The sequence below is a fragment of the Arthrobacter sp. GCM10027362 genome (assembly GCF_042679445.1).
Classification (GTDB): domain Bacteria; phylum Actinomycetota; class Actinomycetes; order Actinomycetales; family Micrococcaceae; genus Crystallibacter.
Genome location: NZ_JBHTML010000107.1, coordinates 1 through 13853 on the forward strand (window position 1 = coordinate 1; position 13853 = coordinate 13853).

The 13853-nt window shown below is 69.3% G+C and carries 13 protein-coding genes; 5 read left to right on the forward strand and 8 right to left on the reverse strand.

Annotated features, from left to right (window positions below; translation table 11 throughout):
• Window positions 1–92: 92 nt before the first annotated feature.
• Window positions 93–1469, reverse strand: coding sequence for an MFS transporter (locus tag ACFQ36_RS14560; RefSeq protein ID WP_377014786.1), 1377 nt, complete (start codon window positions 1467–1469; stop codon window positions 93–95).
• A gap of 157 nt (window positions 1470–1626) precedes the next feature.
• Here ACFQ36_RS14560 and ACFQ36_RS14565 point away from each other — a divergent pair, with 157 nt between their 5' ends.
• The gene (locus ACFQ36_RS14565; protein ID WP_377014788.1) at window positions 1627–2577 is read left to right on the forward strand and encodes a LysR family transcriptional regulator; all 951 of its coding nucleotides are present in this window, start codon (window positions 1627–1629) and stop codon (window positions 2575–2577) included.
• Window positions 2578–2634: 57 nt separating this feature from the next.
• On the opposite strand, the gene ACFQ36_RS14570 is transcribed toward ACFQ36_RS14565, so the two are convergent.
• The 6 genes from ACFQ36_RS14570 to ACFQ36_RS14595 form a co-directional block, all read right to left on the reverse strand.
• Window positions 2635–3072, reverse strand: a complete 438-nt coding sequence (locus tag ACFQ36_RS14570; protein ID WP_377014790.1) for a hypothetical protein — start codon at window positions 3070–3072, stop codon at window positions 2635–2637.
• Window positions 3069–4001 carry a ParA family protein gene (locus ACFQ36_RS14575; RefSeq protein ID WP_377014792.1) on the reverse strand — a complete coding sequence of 311 codons (933 nt, stop codon included), beginning with the start codon at window positions 3999–4001 and terminating at the stop codon, window positions 3069–3071. The genes ACFQ36_RS14570 and ACFQ36_RS14575 overlap by 4 nt, the downstream gene beginning before the upstream one ends.
• A gap of 302 nt (window positions 4002–4303) precedes the next feature.
• The gene (locus tag ACFQ36_RS14580; protein WP_377014794.1) at window positions 4304–4702 is read right to left on the reverse strand and encodes a universal stress protein; all 399 of its coding nucleotides are present in this window, start codon (window positions 4700–4702) and stop codon (window positions 4304–4306) included.
• Complete coding sequence (locus tag ACFQ36_RS14585; RefSeq protein WP_377014795.1) at window positions 4699–6333, reverse strand: tripartite tricarboxylate transporter permease; 1635 nt, start codon at window positions 6331–6333, stop codon at window positions 4699–4701. The genes ACFQ36_RS14580 and ACFQ36_RS14585 overlap by 4 nt, the downstream gene beginning before the upstream one ends.
• Entirely contained in the window at window positions 6334–6837 is a 504-nt protein-coding gene (locus ACFQ36_RS14590; protein ID WP_377014797.1) for a tripartite tricarboxylate transporter TctB family protein, read from the reverse strand.
• A complete protein-coding gene (locus ACFQ36_RS14595) occupies window positions 6834–7853 on the reverse strand; it encodes a Bug family tripartite tricarboxylate transporter substrate binding protein (RefSeq protein ID WP_377014799.1) in 1020 nt (339 codons plus the stop codon). The genes ACFQ36_RS14590 and ACFQ36_RS14595 overlap by 4 nt, the downstream gene beginning before the upstream one ends.
• A 249-nt stretch (window positions 7854–8102) precedes the next feature.
• Here ACFQ36_RS14595 and ACFQ36_RS14600 point away from each other — a divergent pair, with 249 nt between their 5' ends.
• Both ACFQ36_RS14600 and ACFQ36_RS14605 read left to right on the forward strand, forming a co-directional pair.
• Complete coding sequence (locus tag ACFQ36_RS14600) at window positions 8103–9677, forward strand: ATP-binding protein (RefSeq protein ID WP_377014806.1); 1575 nt, start codon at window positions 8103–8105, stop codon at window positions 9675–9677.
• A complete protein-coding gene (locus ACFQ36_RS14605) occupies window positions 9677–10348 on the forward strand; it encodes a response regulator (RefSeq protein ID WP_377014808.1) in 672 nt (223 codons plus the stop codon). The genes ACFQ36_RS14600 and ACFQ36_RS14605 overlap by 1 nt, the downstream gene beginning before the upstream one ends.
• Before the next feature lie 67 nt (window positions 10349–10415).
• On the opposite strand, the gene ACFQ36_RS14610 is transcribed toward ACFQ36_RS14605, so the two are convergent.
• Window positions 10416–11897, reverse strand: a complete 1482-nt coding sequence (locus tag ACFQ36_RS14610; RefSeq protein ID WP_377014801.1) for an amino acid permease — start codon at window positions 11895–11897, stop codon at window positions 10416–10418.
• Window positions 11898–12190: 293 nt separating this feature from the next.
• Here ACFQ36_RS14610 and ACFQ36_RS14615 point away from each other — a divergent pair, with 293 nt between their 5' ends.
• Both ACFQ36_RS14615 and ACFQ36_RS14620 read left to right on the forward strand, forming a co-directional pair.
• The gene (locus tag ACFQ36_RS14615) at window positions 12191–13417 is read left to right on the forward strand and encodes a PLP-dependent aminotransferase family protein (protein WP_377014803.1); all 1227 of its coding nucleotides are present in this window, start codon (window positions 12191–12193) and stop codon (window positions 13415–13417) included.
• A 77-nt stretch (window positions 13418–13494) separates the two neighbouring features.
• Window positions 13495–13853 (forward strand): alcohol dehydrogenase catalytic domain-containing protein (locus ACFQ36_RS14620; RefSeq protein WP_377014804.1); only part of this gene is annotated, 359 nt, incomplete at its 3' end.

Here is a 13853-nt window from a genome sequence, read left to right on the forward strand (position 1 = left end):
CAGCGTACGGGCCACCGCGGCGCCAATGCCGCCGGCACCGCCGGTGACCAGGGCGCGCCTGCCCTTCAGCGGCAGGTGCGGCTCCCCCGCGCTCATCGGGCCACCGGCTTGGCGTCGAGCCCGTGCCTGCGGGCATCCTCAGCGTCAATGTCGTGGAGCGAGAAGCCCTTGGTCTCGTGCAGCGTCAGCACGGTAGCGCCGGTGATGGCGCAGGCAACCAGGACGTAGACCGCGACCGGCACCCAGCTGCCGGTCTGCTGCAGCAGCGCGGTGGCGATGATCGGCGCCATGGACCCGGCCAGGATCGACGTGACCTGGTAGCCGAGCGAAACGCCCGAGTAGCGCATCCGGGTCGGGAACATCTCCGCCATGATGGCCGGCTGGCCCGCGTACATCAGGGCGTGGAAGCACAAGCCGATGGTCACGGCCAGGATGATGACAAGGTCGTTGAGCGTATCGAACATCGGGAAGGCGAAGAACGCCCAGGTGGCGGACAGCACGGCGCCGGCCAGGTAGACCGGCTTCCGGCCCACGGCGTCGGCCAGCCGTCCGACCTGCGGAATGACCAGGAAGTGGACCACGTGGGCCACCAGCAGGGCCAGCAGCAGCTGGCTCGTATCGTACTGGTGCACCGTCTTCAAGTACACAATGGTGAAGCTGACGATGATGTAGTAGATGATGTTCTCCGCGAAGCGCAGGCCCATGGCCTTCAGCACGCCCTTCGGGTACTTCTTCACGACCTCCAGCACACCGTAGCCGGCGGCCTTCTCGGCCTCCGCCTCGGCACGAGCCTGCAGGAAGATCGGCGCCTCGGACACGTGGGTGCGGATGTAGTAGCCCACCAGCACGATCACGGCGGAGAGCCAGAACGCCACGCGCCAGCCCCAGCCCAGGAACTGGTCCGCGGGCAGGATCCAGGACATGCTCAGCAGCACCAGGGTGGCCAGCAGGTTGCCCACCGGCACGGCGGCCTGCGGCCAGCTGGACCAGAAGGCCCGCTGCCTGTTCGGGCTGTGCTCGGCGACCAGCAGCACCGCGCCGCCCCATTCGCCGCCGACGGCGAAGCCCTGGATGAAGCGCAGCACCACCAGCAGCGCCGGCGCCCAGTAGCCGATCGAGTTGAAGCCGGGGAGGCAGCCCATCAGGAACGTGGCCACGCCGACCAGGATGATGGTGACCTGCAGCGTGTGCTTGCGGCCGAGCTTGTCGCCGATCTGGCCGAAGACGATGCCGCCGAGCGGCCGGGCCACGAAGCCCACGGCATAAGTCAGGAAGGCGGCGATGATGCCGTCCAGCTCGGTGCCGGCATCCGGGAAGAAGTACTTTCCGAACACCAGGCTGGCCGCGGTGGCATAGAGGAAGAACTCGTACCATTCCACGACCGTGCCCACCATCGAGGCGGCGACGATCTTCCGCAGCCCCGTGCCGGCAGATTCTCCGGCAGCATTGTTGCGTTGATTGACACTCATGTCTCTCCTTCACGGCGTCCACAGTGACGCCTGCTCGATGCCTTACTGGACGTGCAGTGCGTGTGGCCGGCGGCACAGCCGGCTTCCACGAGTATCACCGCGGACCCAATGTGCAGCAATGGCCACTTGCGCACGGAGGAGGTGCAGAATTGCAGATATGAGTGCCTCCAGCCTTACATCCGAACCCCGCCCGCCGGCCGAGCCGCCGCACCCCGACGACCTGCTCGTGCTGCTGGCGGTGGCGCGGACCGGCAGGTTCACGACGGCGGCGGACAGCCTGGGCCTGAACCACACCACCGTCTCGCGGCGCATCGCGGCGCTGGAGAAAGCACTCGGCGGCCGGGTGCTGGCCCGGACGGTCGGGGGCTGGGAGCTGACGGATCTGGGGCGCCGGGCGGCCCACGCCGCGGAGGGCGTCGAGGCAGCCGTGGCGCTGCTCAACAGGCCGGAGGAAACGGCCGACGCGATCTCCGGCGTCGTCCGGATGTCCGCCACGGACGGCTTCAGCGCCTATGTCGTCGCCCCGGCCGTCGCGGCCCTGCAGCGCGAGCATCCGCGGCTCAGCGTCGAGATCGTGACCGTCACGCGCCGGGCGCTGCAGCACCGCTCCGGACTGGACATCGAGGTGGTGGTGGGCGAGCCCCAGGTGCACCGCGCGGAGGCGTTCCGGCTCGGTTCCTATGTGCTGGGCATGTATGCCGCGCGCGACTACCTGGCCGAGCGGGGAACGCCGGCCACGGTAAAGGAATTGGTGCAGCATCCGCTGGTGTATTTCGTAGACTCCATGCTCCAGGTGGACGACCTTGACGCCCCGCGCCGGCTGGTGCCCTCGATGCGCGACGGCCTGAGCTGCACCAACGTCTTCGTCCACGTGGAAGCGACCCGCGCGGGCGCCGGGATCGGCTTCCTGCCGTGCTTCATGGCAGACCGCCACCCCGACCTGGTGCGGCTGCTGCCGGAGGACTTCGCCGAAGAGCTGCCGTACTGGATGGTGCTGCGCCCGGATTCGCTCCGCCAGCCCGCCGTCGCCGCCGTGGCCCAGGCGCTGCGCCGGCAGACCGCCGCCCTGCAGCCCGTGCTCCGGGGCCGGAAGCCTCCGGCTGCCTGACGCGTTCGGCGGGGGTCCCCGGCCTTCGCTTCGGTCAGGCCGGGCACCCCTGCTGCTTCACTTGGGGCGCTGCCCGAGTGTCCTGGGTTCCAGCCCCAGGCTGGCGGCCAGTTCCTCTTCGGTGGTGCCCTCCAGGTCGTCGGCCCGGGCGAGCAGGAGGTCGATGGCCAGCCGCAGCAGTGTGTTGTCGGTGATCCGTTCCCCGCTGGTTTTTCCGTTGGGCAGCTGCCTGCCGTTGTTCAGGCGCCGGGCGAGCAGCGTGAGCGCGTCGGCCTGTTCGTCGTAGACACGGGCTTCGCGGCGCCGCAGCTGCAGATACTTCGGGACTCCGTGAGTTCCGGACTCTGCCTGTTCCGGCGCGGGTGCGGCAGGAGTCCCGGCTTCCGGTGCCTGCGGCCCGTCCGGCCGGTTGGCCCGAATCAGCCGGCTGACGCCCTCGCCGATTGCCGTCCGCGGCGCGAGGCCGGTCAAGGTGCGGCGTGCAGGTGCCGTCATCGTGCACCTCCCGCCTTGGCCAGGGCCTGGCCGGGGGCTGCCGCTTCCCCGGCCGCGATCCGCGCAATGACCTCTTCGCCCAGGGCCTGGAAGTCCTCGGCGAGGCCGACGGCGCTCCTGGACCGCGGCCCGTCGTGCTGAACGTTGTTGCGCCGCAGCTCCCACCATTTGGGGGCCGCGAGGACAGCTTCTTCCAGTTCGAAGGCGAGCAGGCCGCGTTCCCGACTCTCCTGCGCGGCGGCCTCGGCATGCCTGATGGAGGCCGACAGGACGGGCGCGCCGTCGCCAAGGTCCTCGCGGACCCCTTCCCGCGCGGCCTCCACCACGCGGTGTGCCGAACGGTTGACCCCGAAGAGCACCACGCCCAGCAGGTCCAGGTTCGGGTTGATGTCGATGACGGCATCCAGCCGCCGGGCCACGTCCCGCAGCCCCTTGCGCGAGGAGGCATCGGTCTTGACCGGGATCAGGGCCCACCGCGCGGCCGCGAGCGCTGCCTGCTGCAGGGTTTCCTGGCCGGGCGGGCAGTCGATGAAGATGAGGTCGTAATCCGGCGCCACCGGGACGAGCGCGGAGGCCAGGGCGGACTTGGCGCCGGACGGGTCCTTGCGGGCCTTCATCGTCAGCCCCGCGGCAGCCGTGTCCAGGTGGGCTCCCCCGATGAGCACGTCCAGGTTCGCGCGGATGCCGGCCACGGGCTGCGCCGCACTGCCGGAGGCCAGGGTGCGCGACAGGGCCAGCCCGTCGTCGTTGACCGGCCTGTTCGTGTAGCCGAGCTCTTCGGCCAGGTTGCCCTGCGGATCCATGTCCACCAGCAGGATCCGGTAGCCGCTGGCGGCCAGCATGCCGCCGATATTCGCGGTGATCGTCGTCTTGCCGACCCCGCCCTTGCCGTTGACAACGGCGACGACGCGCTCAAGGCCCTGTCTCATGATCCCTCCTTTGCCGCTGGGGCCACCCTTTCACGCATCCGGCCGGGTTTCCCGAAGGCGCGCCGGAAGTCTGTGAGTGCGTCAGTCTGCCGCTCCGGCACTGACAGATTTCCAGGCTCCGCGGACCGGGAAGGAGCCGCGCGAGACCGGCGCGGCCGGCTTCCAGAGTCCGTCACTCTGTCAGCCGCAACGGACAGAGTGACGGCGGGACCCGACGCGGGGCCGCGACAGGCACGCAGGGCCGCAGCGGCAACCCGCTGCGGCCCTGCGCTGTCCGGCCCGCCCTGTCCGGCTCCGGCCTCCTAGGCGGCCGCGGCCTTGACGGCCAAGACCGGGCATTCCGCCTGCAGCAGGATCCGCTGCGCCGTGCTGCCCATGATCAGCTTGCCCACCGGGCTGCGCTTGCGCAGCCCGATAACGATCAGGTCTGCCCTGTGCTGGCCGGCGGCGTCGAGCACCTCCTCGGCGGCATCATGTCCGCCCATCGGCTGGAGCAGGGTGTACTCCACGCCGGAGGCTGCAAGCCGGTGGTCCAGTGCCTTGGCAGCATCCGGCTGGACAAACCGCTCGTCGACGAAGACATCTCCGCGCGTCGAGTTCACCACCACCAGCGGCGCCTCGGCGGCGGACGCTTCGCGGATGGCGCGCTCCAGGGCGGCCTCGCCTTCCGGGGTGGGGATGTAGCCGACGATGATGCTCATGATGTCTCCCGTTCGTGTTGGATTTCTTCGGCGCGGTGGCGGGCTGCGGGCCCGGAGGGACCCTCGCCGGAGCCGGCCGGAGCGCCGTCGTTATTGGCCGCGGCACCGGCGCGGGCAGGGACCTCCGCCCCGGCAACCGCAGGACGGGGGCGCACCTTCCGCAGGGCCAGCATAACCAGCGGCCAGGCCAGGACCAGCGCCACGATGAGGTAGACCCCGACGGCGATGGGCTCGCTCCACAGGCCGGAAACGTCGCCGGCACTAAGCTGCAGGGCCTTGCGCAGCTGCTCCTCGGCCCGCGGGCCGAGGATGACGCCGATGATCAGCGGCAGCACGGGCAGGCCGTAGCGGCGCATCGCAAAGCCGAGCAGGCCGAGCACCAGCAGGATCACCAGGTCGAACGCCTGCAGGTTCACCGCGTAGGCGCCCAGCGTGGCGAAGAACAGGATGCCGGCGTACAGGTACGGCCGCGGGATCTGCAGCAGCTTGGCCCAGACCGGCGCCAGCGGCAGGTTGATCAGCAGCAGCAGGGTGTTGCCGATGAAGAGGCTGGCGATCAGGGCCCACACCAGTTCCGGCTCGTTGTCGAAGAGCAGCGGCCCGGGCTGGATGCCGTACTGGACGAAGGCGGCCAGCATGACCGCCGCGGTGGCGTTGGTGGGCAGGCCGAGGGCGAGCATCGGGGTCAGGGTGCCGGCAGCCGACGCATTGTTGGCCGCTTCCGGACCGGCAACACCCTCGATGGCACCGTGGCCGAACTCCTCCGGGTGCCTGGAGAGCTTCTTCTCGGTCACGTAGGACAGGAAGGTCGGGACCTCCGCGCCGCCGGCCGGCAGGGCGCCGAACGGGTAGCCGTAGGCGGTGCCGCGCAGCCACGGCTTCCAGGACCGCTTCCAGTCCTGCCTGCCCATCCAGGGCCGGCCCACCGGAATGGTCTGCAACGGCTTGCGCCGCAGGTGGGCGGCGATCCAGAGTGCCTCGCCGACTGCGAAGATGGCGACGGCGACGACGACGATGTCCAGCCCGTCGGCCAGCAGCGGCTGCCCGAAGACCAGGCGCTGCTGGCCGGTCCCATGGTCGATGCCGACCAGGCCGACGGCCAGGCCGAGGCCTAGGGAGGCGAAGCCCCGCAGCTTCGAGGAGCCGAGCACGGCGGTCACGGCGAGCAGCGCCAGCACCATGATGGCCAGGTAGCTGGGCGCGCCGAGGCTGACGGCGAAGTCCACGACCATGGGGGTGAACGTCACGAGCAGCACGGTGCCGATGGTGCCGGCGACGAAGGAGCCGATGGCGGCCGTGGCCAGGGCCTGCGCGGCCCGGCCGGCCTTGGCCATCTTGTGGCCCTCGATCGCCGTGATGACGGTGGCGGACTCGCCAGGGGTGTTCAGCAGAATGGAGGTGGTCGACCCGCCGTACATGCCGCCGTAGTAGATGCCGGCGAACATGATGAACGCGCTGGTCGCTTCCAGTCCGTAGGTCACCGGCAGCAGCAGGGCCACGGCCATCGCCGGGCCGATGCCGGGCAGCACGCCCACAGCGGTGCCCAGCAGCACGCCGATGAACGCGTAGAGCAGGTTAAGGGGGGTCGCCGCCGTCGAAAATCCCTGCATCAGCAGGTCGAATGTCTCCATTTAGAGCACTCCTTGCAGCAGTCCGGCCGGGAGGCTGATGCCCAGGCCGAGGTAGAAACCATAGAACGTGCCCAGGGCCAGGACGATGGCGATGACCGCGTCCCGGATGTAGCGGCGGCTGCCCAGGGCCCAGGCGCTGCCCCAGAACAGCAGGGCTCCGGAGATCACCCAGCCGACGGTGTCGATCAGGAGGATGTTGAGCACGAACGCGCCCATCAGCGGAAGCACGGTCCGCCAGTCGCTGGGATGGGACAGGTCCACGTCTTCGCCGCCCTCGGCCTCGCCCCGGCCGCCGCGCATCACGTTGATGGCGAGCAGCACGGCGCAGACCAGCAGCAGGCTGCCGACGATGATCGGCACGGTCTTCGGCCCGACCGGGTCGGCCTGCGAATACGGGACGGTGAGCGAGAGGGCGTCGAGGATGACGGTCACGCCGACCGCCCCGAGCAGGGCCGCGAGGCCCAGCTCGGAGCGGCCTTTCAGCCGGGCAGCCAGCTGTTTCACGCAAGCCCCAGCTCGGACAGGACGTTGGCCACCCGCTCGTCCTGTTCCTTCAGGAAGGAGGAGAATTCCTCGCCGGTGGTGAAGGCGTCGCTCCAGCCGTTGTCCTTGAGGGCCTGCTGCCACTGGGGCGTGCCGTGCATCTTCTCCAGGGCGTCAATCCACTTCTGCTTGTCCTCCTCGCTCGTCTGGGGCGGGGCGACGATGCCGCGCCAGTTGGTGAACACGAGATCGATGTTGGATTCCTTCAGGGTCGGCGCGTCCACACCCTCGAGGCGCTCTTCGCCGCTGGTGGCCAGGACGCGGATCTCGCCCTTCTTGATCTGGTCGATGTACTCGCCGGCACCGGAGGCCGCGAAACCAAGCTTGTTACCCAGGATCGCCGGCAGCAGGTCCCCGCCGCCGTCGTAGGACACGAAGTTCACCTTCTTCGGGTCGATCCCTACGGCCTGGGCCAGCTGCATCGGCAGCAGGTGGTCCGGCCCGCCGGGCGAGGAACCGCCGCCGACGCTGACCTTGGCCGGGTTTTCCTTCCAGGCCGCGACCAGGTCGTCGATGGTCTTGTACGGGGAGTCCTTGGACACCATGATGGCTCCCGGCTCCTGGATCAAACGCGCCAGCGGCGTGGTATCGGTCAGCTTCGCGGCGGAGTCATTGGTGTAGCTGGCCCCCACCACGCCGAGCCCCATCAGCATGGCCAGCTCGCCGTTGCCTTTTTCATTGACGGCCCGGGCCAGGCCCACGGTGCCTCCGGCGCCTGCCAGGTTGAAGACCTCGATGCCGGAGGCAATCCTGGTCTCCTCCATCACCTTGGCCGCCACCCGGGCCGTGGTGTCGTAGCCACCGCCGGGAGTATTGGGAACCATGATCCGCAGCCCGCTGACCGGTCCCTCGGCAGCGCTGCCGCCGGCATTGTTGCTGCCGCCGGAGGCGGTCGCCCCGCAGCCGGTTACCGCCAGGAGCAGGCCGGCGGCCGCGAGGCGCAGCACATTCAGGCGCAGCGTATTCATTCGACGCATGGAAATCCTCTTTCCTCAAGGTGCAGTGATGATTCAACGCTATGGGCGCCTGTGATGCCGGTCACGGTTGTGTTCTCAAAGAACGTTGTGTTCATTGTGTTCACCGCCCGGTGCGGAACCGGGCCGAAGGCCGGATATAGTTCACCCAACCAAGCAGAAAGGCCTGCGGAAGCATCCGGGCCGCAAATGGAAAGGACCCGCGTGCCCCAGCAGGACGGCCGGCAGCGGCCGGCACGCCCCCGGTACGGCATGTCCCTGTCGGGTCAGTACCTGCTGCTGCAGCTGCTGATCGTGGTCGCGGTGCTGATCGGCGTCGTCGCCCTCTCCCTGGCCCAGTCCGCCCGGACATTCGAACGGGTCGAAGGCCGCCGGGCCCTCTCCGCCGCCGAAACCCTGGCCGCCCTGCCGGTGGTCCGCTCGCTCCTGCCGGATGCCGAACCCCGTTTCGGCGCAGCCCTGCCCGCGGTGGCCGAATCCGTGCGGACGGTTTCCGGTTCCCGCTTTGTCATCCTGGCCAAGTCGGACCGGACCATCCTGACTTCCTCGGATCCGTCCCAGACCGGCACGAAGCTGCCGCTGGGTGCCAGCCGCGTCCTGTCCGGAAGGGCCTGGACGGGGCCGGTCACCGTGGACGGCGAAGCCTTCCTGGCCGCGCACGTGCCCGTCCTGGACGACAGCGGGCATCTGGCCGGTATTGCGGCCGTGGGACGCGAGTATCCCTCCATGCTTGAACGGTTCGGCGACGCCGTCCCCAACCTCCTGACCTACCTGGGGGTTTCCCTCGCCCTCGGCGGCATCGGTTCCCTGCTGCTGGCGCGCCGGGTCAAGCGGCAGACCCTGGGGATGGAACCGGATGAAATCGCCGGCCTCGTCGAGCACCGCGAAGCGATCGTGCACGGCGTAAAAGAAGGCGTGATCGCCCTGGACCCGGACCAGCGCATTACGCTGGCCAACGACGGCGCGCGCCGGCTGCTGCAGCTGCCGCCGGACTGCCTGGGCCGCGGCCTCGACGAACTCACCGTCCACCCGCAGCTGCGCGAGGTCCTGGCCACGGACCAGCAGGACCCGGACCGCCTTGTCCTCGTGGGCGAACGGGTGGTGGTGTTCAACCGCATGCCGCTGCATTCCCGCGGCAGGATCATCGGCTCCGTCACCACCTTGCGCGACCGCACCGAACTCTCCGCCCTGGAGAAGGAGCTGGGCACGACCCGCGCGACCACGGACATGCTGCGGGCCCAGACACACGAATTCGCCAACCAGCTGCACACCATTTCCGGCCTGATCCAGCTGGGCGAGTATGACGAGGTGGTCAGTTTCGTCAACGGGGTCAGCCTGAGCCGGACCCGGCTCTACGACGACGTCACCACCCGCATCCAGGATCCGGCGCTGGCCGCGCTGCTCATTGCCAAGGCCAGCCTCGCCTCCGAGCGCGGCCTGGCCCTGCGGCTGGACGAGGGCTCGGCCCTGGGCCGGGTGGACGAGGACCTCTCCCGCGACCTGGCCACCGTGGCCGGCAACCTCATCGACAACGCCATGGACGCCGTCAGCGGCACCCCGGACCCCACGGTGCGGGTGAGCGTCAGCGATGAAACCGGCCGGATCCTCGTTACGGTGCACGACTCGGGTCCGGGCATCGCCGCGGAACGGATGGATGACATCTTCCGCCAGGGATTCACCACCAAGACCTCCACCAGCGACGGCGGCAGGGGCTTCGGCCTCGCCCTCACCCGGCTAATATGTCTCAGGCGTGGCGGGGAAGTAACGGTCCGCAACGATCACGGCGCCGTGTTTACGGCCCGGCTGAAGAAGCAGAACCAGTGTTGATGATCAAGGTCCTGATAATCGATGACGACTTCATGGTCGCCAAGGTGCATGCCGGATTCGTCCGGCAGATGCCCGGCTTTACTGTTGCCGGCGTCGCGCATACCGGCGCCCAGGCACTGGAGGCCGTCCGGCGCCTGCACCCGGACCTGGTCCTGCTCGATATCCATCTGCCCGACATCAGCGGCCTGGACCTGCTGCACCGCCTGCGCGCGGTGGCTCCCGAACTGGACGTCCTCATCATCAGCGCCGCCCGTGAAATGGACACCGTACGCCGGGCGCTGCGCGGCGGCATCGTGCACTACCTGATGAAGCCCTTCTCCAGCCAGGACCTGCGCGAACGGCTCGAGCACTACCAGCAGGCCTACCGGCCGCTGGCCTCCTCGAAGAGCACCGCCGAACAGGCGGACGTGAACCGCGTGTTCGGCATCAGCCGGGCCGGGCGCCCGCTGCCCAAGGGCTGCAGCGCCGAGACCCTGCAGCTGGTCCAGCAGCTGCTGCGCCAGGCGGGGACGGACCTCTCCGCAACCGAGGCCGCCAACCTGCTGGGCACTTCCCGGGTCAGTGCCCGCCGCTACCTGGAGTACCTGAGCGAGGAAGGCCGCGTGGATGTCCAGCTCCGGTACGGCGTCGGGCGGCCCGAACGCCGCTACTCCTGGCGGCAGGCGGACTGACGCCGGCCGTCCCATCCGACGGCAGGACCCATGGCGGCAGCGGGATCCAAGGCAGCCTGCCCCCGGACTACCCGTCCGCGGCCACCGGCAGCCGGCGCGCCTTGGTGCGTTTGAGGACCTCGTAGCCGATGGTGATGCCGCCGAACAGCGCCACACTGCCGAGCAGGCTCATCCACCAGCCGTCACCGGTGCCCGGCACCACCATGGACACGAACACCGCGCCCAGGGCGGCAATGCCGATCCAGGAGGTCAGCGGGGCACCGGGCATCCGGAAACCGACCACGGGCAGCTTCCCGGTGTCCTGGTGCCGGCGCAGCCGCAGCTGGCAGGCGAAGATGGTGATCCACAGGACCAGGATGCACACCGCACTGGCGCCGAGGGCCACTTCGAAGACCTGCACGCCGCCGAAGAACGCCGTCATCAGGACGCCCAGGAAGTAGAAGCCGCCGATCGCGGCCAGTGCGCCCACGGGCACCCCGCGCTTGCTCATCTTGTTGGCGGTCCGGGGTGCATCCCCGTTGGCGGCCAGGGTGCGCAGGGCGCGGACGGTGGCGTACAGGGTGGCATTGACGCCGGACAGGGCCGCGGTGAGGACCACGAAGTTCATCACCGAGCCGAGCCACGGGATGTTGAAGGCGGAGAGTGCGGTGACGAACGGGGACTCGTCGCCGCTGTAGGCGCTGGTGGGCAGCAGCATGGACAGGACCAGCACCGAGCCGATGTAGAAGACCAGGATGCGGAACACGATGCTGCGGATGGCCTTGGGCATGACCTCGCGGGCATTCCTGGCCTCGCCGGCGGCAACCGCGGAGATTTCGATGCCGGAATAGGAGAACACCACGCCCTGGCTGACAAGTGCGACCACGAGCACGCCGTTGGTGAAGAATCCGCCGCGGAAGAGGTTGGCCACGCCGGCCTCGGTGGGCAGGCCCATCGGGCCGCCGAGGAACACCAGCAGCAGGCCGGCGCCGATGAAGAGCAGGATGGCGGCCACCTTGATGGAGCTGGCGCCCGCCTCGATGAAGCCGAACATCCGCGCCGAGTAGAGGTTGGAGCCGACAATCAGCAGCCAGGCCACCAGGGCCGGGATCCAGGCCGGGACCGCGGGCCACCAGTACTGCACGTACACGGACACCGCCGCCACTTCGACCACCCCGAGCAGGGACCCGAGGATCACCATGGTCCAGCCGGTCAGGTGGGCCAACCGGTCCCCGAAGAATTCGCGGGCCCAGGAGACGAAGGAGCCGGTGGTGGGCCGGTGCATGACCAGTTCGCCGATGGCGCGCATCAGCAGGTAGGCGACGGCGCCGGTGGCGGCATAGGCCAGCAGCAGCGCCGGTCCTGCCGCGTTGAGCCGGGAGCCCAGGCCCAGGAACAGGCCGGTGCCGATGGCGCCGCCGAGGGAGATCATCTGGATCTGGAAGTTGGACATGGTCTTGCGGTAACCGTGGTCGCCGCGCTCGACGAAGCCCTGGTCGGCGGGAACCGCGCCGCTGACCGGCTGTTCCGCCGGACACGGCGTATTCTGTGCGCTGGTGGGGTGGGACATCTCACAGCCTTACTTTCGAGAATGAAGCTACCGTGAGGTTAGAGGCCGCTTCCTATGCCCGACCAATACTTTTATCCGTCTGTCCTCATGCCGTTAAGGCATAAGGGATCCCGGTGACACCTGGCGGCAGGAACCGCAAGGCGGCTCCCGGCAGACATGCCCTTCTGGTATGGACAGGGAAGGATTAAGGTCTTAGACAGCATGGATTCCCGGGGTCCATACTCGGAGGAGGTCCGGCCGGCACTACGCTTCAGCGCCGGCTGACCACACCCATTCCACCGAAGGCACATTTCATGACAAGCGACAGCATCCTCCCCGCAACGACCCGCTGGTACGCGGACCGCACCCTTGCCGCCCGGCCCTCCGAGGTGCGCAAGGTCTTCCGCGCCGCACAGAAACCCGGGATCATCTCCTTCGCCAACGGCGCCCCGTACCTGGGCCAGCTGCCCTTCGCGCAGCTGGCCGCAGACGCCGCGCGGCTGATGGAGACCCAGGGCACCGCGGCGCTGCAGTACGGCGCCAGCCAGGGCATCCCCGAACTGCGGGCCCACATCGTGGAGCTGATGAAGCTCGAGGGCATCAGCGCGGGCCCGGAGCAGGTGATTGTCACCAACGGCAGCCAGCAGGCGCTGGACGTCTGCGCCCGCACGCTGGTGAACCCGGGCGACGTGATCTTCGCCGAGGCCCCGTCCTATGCCGGCGGCATGGCCGTCTTCACCGGTTACGAGGCCGAAATCGTGCATGTGGACATGGACGCGGACGGGCTCATCCCCGAGGACCTCGAGCGCAAGATCGCCGAGGTCAAGGCCGCCGGCAAGACCGCCAAGGGCCTGTACACCATCCCGAACTTCCAGAATCCCGGCGGGGTCAACCTCTCCGCCGAACGGCGGCGGGCAGTGGGCGAGCTCTGCCGCGGGCAGGACCTGCTGATCTTCGAGGACAACCCCTACGGCCTGCTCGGCTTCGACGGCCGGACCATGCCGGCCATCCAGCCGGAGTTCGCGGACATCACGCTGTACTTCGGCTCCTTCTCCAAGATGATCGCCCCGGGGCTGCGGCTGGGCTGGGTGCTGCCGCCGCAGGCCATGTACAGCGTGCTGCTGAACACCGCGGAGACCTCCACGCTGAACCCGTCGGTCTTCTCCCAGCAGCTGCTCACGGCGTACCTGGACGACCCGGCCTGGCAGGAGACGCTGGCCAAGTACCGCGGCATCTACGAGGAGAAGTTCACCACCCTGGTGGATGCCCTCACCGAGGCCATGCCGGAGGGCACGAGTTGGAACCGGCCGACCGGCGGCTTCTACCTGTGGGTGACGCTGCCCGAGGGCGTCGACGCCGAGGCCCTGGTCCACGAGGCCATCGATCACGGCGTGGTCTACGTGCCGGGAACCGCCTTCTATACGGACGGGCAGGGAAGCAACGAGATGCGGCTGTCCTTCTGCCTGCCCCCGCTGGAGGACATCCGCAAGGGTGCCGCCCTCCTGGGCACCTTGTTCCGCGAGGCCGCCGCGGGGCGCTGATCCATCCCGCCGGCGGCTCCGCGTCCGGTCCCCGGCCCGGATAGGATCGGAAGATAGGGATGAAGGAGGGATGCCAGATGGCAGCAGGTGTCCCGGGCGGGCGCCTCGGACCCGTCCGGCAGGTGCCGGCCCTCGTCCGCACCGCAGTGGCGGCCGGCGGCGTCGGCGTGGTTGACCACCCGCTGCGCGCCCCGAGGCCGGAAGAGGTGGAACTGACCATCACGCTCTGCGGCCTGTGCGGCGCCGACATCGTTATCTACCGGGCGGATCCGGCCTTCGACTGGGTCCGTCCGGGGACGGTGCTGGGCCAGGAAGCCGTGGGCGTGGTTTCGGCCACGGGCCTGCTCGTGCCGGACTGGCCCTCCCCCGGAACCCGCGTAGTCCCGCTGGCTGTGGCCGGCTGCGGCCGCTGCGAGGCCTGCGCCGCCGGGCGGCC

What these genes read in the sequence shown, in the direction of transcription:
- ACFQ36_RS14600 (WP_377014806.1), top strand. Translation starts at nt 8,103, where the DNA reads ATGTCCCTGTCGGGTCAGTACCTGCTGCTGCAGCTGCTGATCGTGGTC.
- ACFQ36_RS14570 (WP_377014790.1), bottom strand. Translation starts at nt 3,072, where the DNA reads ATGACGGCACCTGCACGCCGCACCTTGACCGGCCTCGCGCCGCGGACG.
- ACFQ36_RS14560 (WP_377014786.1), bottom strand. Translation starts at nt 1,469, where the DNA reads ATGAGTGTCAATCAACGCAACAATGCTGCCGGAGAATCTGCCGGCACG.
- ACFQ36_RS14565 (WP_377014788.1), top strand. Translation starts at nt 1,627, where the DNA reads ATGAGTGCCTCCAGCCTTACATCCGAACCCCGCCCGCCGGCCGAGCCG.
- ACFQ36_RS14605 (WP_377014808.1), top strand. Translation starts at nt 9,677, where the DNA reads ATGATCAAGGTCCTGATAATCGATGACGACTTCATGGTCGCCAAGGTG.
- ACFQ36_RS14585 (WP_377014795.1), bottom strand. Translation starts at nt 6,333, where the DNA reads ATGGAGACATTCGACCTGCTGATGCAGGGATTTTCGACGGCGGCGACC.
- ACFQ36_RS14595 (WP_377014799.1), bottom strand. Translation starts at nt 7,853, where the DNA reads ATGCGTCGAATGAATACGCTGCGCCTGAATGTGCTGCGCCTCGCGGCC.
- ACFQ36_RS14575 (WP_377014792.1), bottom strand. Translation starts at nt 4,001, where the DNA reads ATGAGACAGGGCCTTGAGCGCGTCGTCGCCGTTGTCAACGGCAAGGGC.
- ACFQ36_RS14610 (WP_377014801.1), bottom strand. Translation starts at nt 11,897, where the DNA reads ATGTCCCACCCCACCAGCGCACAGAATACGCCGTGTCCGGCGGAACAG.
- ACFQ36_RS14580 (WP_377014794.1), bottom strand. Translation starts at nt 4,702, where the DNA reads ATGAGCATCATCGTCGGCTACATCCCCACCCCGGAAGGCGAGGCCGCC.
- ACFQ36_RS14615 (WP_377014803.1), top strand. Translation starts at nt 12,191, where the DNA reads ATGACAAGCGACAGCATCCTCCCCGCAACGACCCGCTGGTACGCGGAC.